Consider the following 3,280-nt stretch of genomic DNA (forward strand, 5'->3'; position numbering starts at 1 on the left):
GGCGCTTCGCGTTGGCTTCGCGCTCGTGGTTCAGCGGGTGGGTCAGCCACATGCGCGGCGGCTGCGCGACCTCGGCCTTGAACAGGCGGTGCTGCTGGGGCTTCTCGGCCGGCAGCGGCGGCACGCGGTGGTACTGCGGGTCGTTGAGCACCTGGCCCATGCGCTGCATCACGCGCGACTGGATCGCGAAGGCATCGCGCGTGATGCGCTCCTTGCCGTGCTCGCTGCCGATGAAGCCGAGCGTGCGGTCCCAGGAATCGTCGGCCGCCTGCAGCTTGTGCAGCGCGTGGATCAGCGCGTCGCTGCCGGTCAGCGACACGGCGACCAGGTCGGCCTGCATCTCCATCTCGCGCGACAGCGCGCGCTGCACCAGCAGCACGGCCGAGAACGCGCTGTCGACCAGCGAGCGGATGGCCCAGACGATCACGCCCAGCACCCAGCCGACCCAGGCGATGCGGATGTCGAAGCGCGACAGCCCGTTCAGGAACGCGTCGAGCTTGTCGCGCCGCGCGACCAGGTGGCCGGCGATCTGCTGCGCGATGTAGACCCAGCGCCCCACTGCCATCGACTTCTGCGCGAAGTGGCCGAACTCGTGCGCGAGCACCGCGCGCATCTCGCCGAGCGTGAGCGCGTTGACCAGGCCGAGCCCGATCTCCAGGTTCTTGCGCGACGGCAGCACGAGGTTCAGCACCGACAGGTCGTAGAACACCGCCGCATTGACCCGCGCCGACAGGAACACCTTGTGCGGCCGCGGCGCGCCGGCACGGTCGGCCAGCTTGTGCAGGAACTCGAACAGGCGCGGCTGCTCGGCCGGCTTGAGCTCGACGGTGTTGTCCTGCGAGCCGTGCTTGACGAAGAAGACGGCCTTCAGCATGAAGACCGCGAGGAAGGCCGCGCAAGCGCCGATCACCCAGCCCCAGACCGCCAGGCCGGACACGCTGTCGGCCCCGACCGTGAGGCGCCAGGCCGTGAACAGGAACCAGCCGGCGAGGCCGAGGTACAGCAGCATGAAGGCCGCGAGCGCGGCGACGGCCAGCCAGGCATGGCGCTTGTAGGCGGCGCTGGGCCGCGCCAGCCTGGCGACCAGCTTGGCCGGTTGCGCCTTGTTCGGTGAACTCATTCCCGCGTTCCTTCGCGGCCGCCCTCACGGCCGTTGGCGCGGATGGTAGGGGAAGGATCGCGCAGGGCAAGGCCGTTCAGGCCCTGCGAATTACAGCGCGTGAGTTAGTGCGCACCCGGCGCAGCCGGCTGGCGCTTGGCCAACGCGGCGTCGAGCGCCGACTTGCAAGCCGGTGCGAGTTCGGCCTCGTGCGATTTCAGGCACTCGACGATGCGCCCGCCGCCGGGCTGCGTCGACTTGCAGAACTTCGCGTGGTCAGCCTTGCAGGCCTGGGCCGTCGGGTTGGCATCGCGGGCCACGGCGCTGCCGGCGAGCATGAACAAGGACAGCAGGATCGAGGTCGTCTTCATGGGAATCTCCGAAGCGTGGATGGCCGGATTGAACCGCTGAAGCCCCGCTTCGTCCCGCCGCGCGGATGACGATTTGCGACAGCGCTGAAATGTTCGCGGCGCATGCGCGCGCGGCCCGTAGACTGYTGCGCCATGAAGCCGCTGGTCCTGATGGTCGACGACGATGCCGAGCTGTCGGGCATGGTGTGCGAGTTGCTCGAACGCGAGGGCTGGTCGGTGCACGCGGTGCTCACCGCTGGCGACGGGGAACGCGCGCTGTCGCAAGGGTTGCCCGACGCGGTGCTGCTCGACGTGATGCTGCCGGACGCCAACGGCTTCGACGTCTGCCGGCGCTGGCGCGCGGCGCACCCCGGCCTCGGCATCGTGATGCTGACGGCGCGCGGCGATCCGATGGACCGCGTGCTCGGCCTGGAGATCGGCGCCGACGACTACCTGCCGAAGCCGTTCGAGCCGCGCGAGCTGGTCGCCCGCGTGCGTGCGCTGCTGCGGCGCCAGGCGCCCGGCCGCGCCGAAGCGCCGCAGCTGCGCTTCGGAGGCTTGACGATCGACCTGTTGAAGCGCGAGGTGCGGGCCGGCAACGGCACCATCACGCTGACCAGCGTCGAGTACAAGCTGCTGACCGCCCTCGCCCGCACGCCGGGCCGGCCGCTGACGCGCGAGCAGCTCAGCGATGCGGTGCAGAGCGGCGGCTACAAGCCGCAGGACCGCACGGTGGACGTGCAGGTCGCGCGGCTGCGGCGCAAGCTGGCCGAGGCCGCGCCGGGCAACGAATGGATCGACACGGTCCGCGGCGAAGGCTACGTCTTCGTCCCGCGGGGCTGAACTCGTGCGCCGCTTCGACAGCCTGTTCGCCCGGCTGCTGCTCGCGCAGCTGGGTCTCGTCGCGGCGCTCGCGCTCGTCTTCGGGCTGCTGTTCTACATCGAGCGCAACGTGACGGTGGCGGTGCTGTACGCGGAGCGCTGGGCGCCGCACCTGGCGGCGGCCGCCGGGCTCGCGCCGGCGCCGGCGGAGACGCTCGCCGTGCAGCAGCGCGAGTCGGCCCCGCCGGAATCCCGGCGCACCGCGCGCAACGCGCCGCGCTTCGTGGCACTCCGCCAGGCACTGGCGGTGCGCGACGTGCCGGTCGACGAGGTGCGGCTGGGCACGGGCCGCGGCGAGCCGATGCTGTGGTTGCACGTGACACCTCCGGGCCGGCCTGCGACATGGCTGGGCGTCGCGGGGCAGGTGGTCGTGCCGGCGTGGTCGGCGCGCACCTTGCTCGCGTTGCTGATCACGAGCGTGCTGGTCGCCGGCGTCAGCTGGCGCTTCACGCGGCGCCTGACGCGCCCGCTCGAGCAGTTGCGCGAGCGCATGCAGGCGCACCAGCCCGGCCAGGCCGCGCCGGCCGCCGCCCCGGCGACCGCCTCGCCCGAGGTGGCCGCGATCGACGTCGCCTACCGCGACCTGCTCGTCCGCCTGCAGCAGCACGAGCGCGAACGGGCCGTGCTGCTGGCCGGCGTCTCGCACGACCTGCGCAGCCCGCTCGGCCRCATCCGCATGGCCGCCGAGCTGCTGCCCGACACGCCCGAGACGCAGGCCCGCCGCGCCAGCATMGTGCGCAACGTGCAGGATGCCGACCGGCTGATCGAGAGCTTCCTCGACCACGTGCGCGCCGGTGAATTGCCCTGCGACGAGACGGTGGACCTCGCGGCCGTCGCGCTGCAGGTCGTCGCCGGCTTCGAGCGGCCCGCCGACGCGCTCTCGCTCGTCGCGCCGGCCGCGTTGCCACGCGACCGCGCCAACCTGCTGCTCGTCGAGCGGCTGATCGCC

At 72.0% G+C, this 3,280-nt stretch carries 4 protein-coding genes; 2 read left to right on the top strand and 2 right to left on the bottom strand.

Annotated features, from left to right (window positions below; genetic code table 11):
- Together AC1D01_RS26575 and AC1D01_RS26580 are read right to left on the bottom strand one after the other, a co-directional pair.
- Nucleotides 1-1,120, bottom strand: a 1,120-nt coding sequence (locus tag AC1D01_RS26575) for a M48 family metallopeptidase (protein WP_477871709.1), incomplete at its 3' end; no start/stop codon positions are given.
- Between the two features lie 104 nt (nt 1,121-1,224).
- A complete protein-coding gene (locus AC1D01_RS26580; protein WP_477871711.1) occupies nt 1,225-1,470 on the bottom strand; it encodes a cysteine rich repeat-containing protein in 246 nt (81 codons plus the stop codon).
- Nucleotides 1,471-1,602: 132 nt separating this feature from the next.
- Between AC1D01_RS26580 and AC1D01_RS26585 the strand changes: the two genes are divergently transcribed.
- Both AC1D01_RS26585 and AC1D01_RS26590 read left to right on the top strand, forming a co-directional pair.
- Nucleotides 1,603-2,292: a response regulator transcription factor gene (locus AC1D01_RS26585; protein ID WP_477871713.1), complete on the top strand. Its 690-nt coding sequence runs from the start codon at nt 1,603-1,605 to the stop codon at nt 2,290-2,292.
- Between the two features lie 4 nt (nt 2,293-2,296).
- Nucleotides 2,297-3,280 (top strand): histidine kinase dimerization/phospho-acceptor domain-containing protein (locus AC1D01_RS26590; RefSeq protein ID WP_477871715.1); only part of this gene is annotated, 984 nt, incomplete at its 3' end.

The sequence above is a fragment of the Rhizobacter sp. P3_B12 genome (genome assembly GCF_056402895.1).

Excerpts from the sequence above, each read along its gene's own strand:
- AC1D01_RS26585 (WP_477871713.1), top strand. The coding sequence starts at position 1,603 with ATGAAGCCGCTGGTCCTGATGGTCGACGACGATGCCGAGCTGTCGGGC.
- AC1D01_RS26580 (WP_477871711.1), bottom strand. The coding sequence starts at position 1,470 with ATGAAGACGACCTCGATCCTGCTGTCCTTGTTCATGCTCGCCGGCAGC.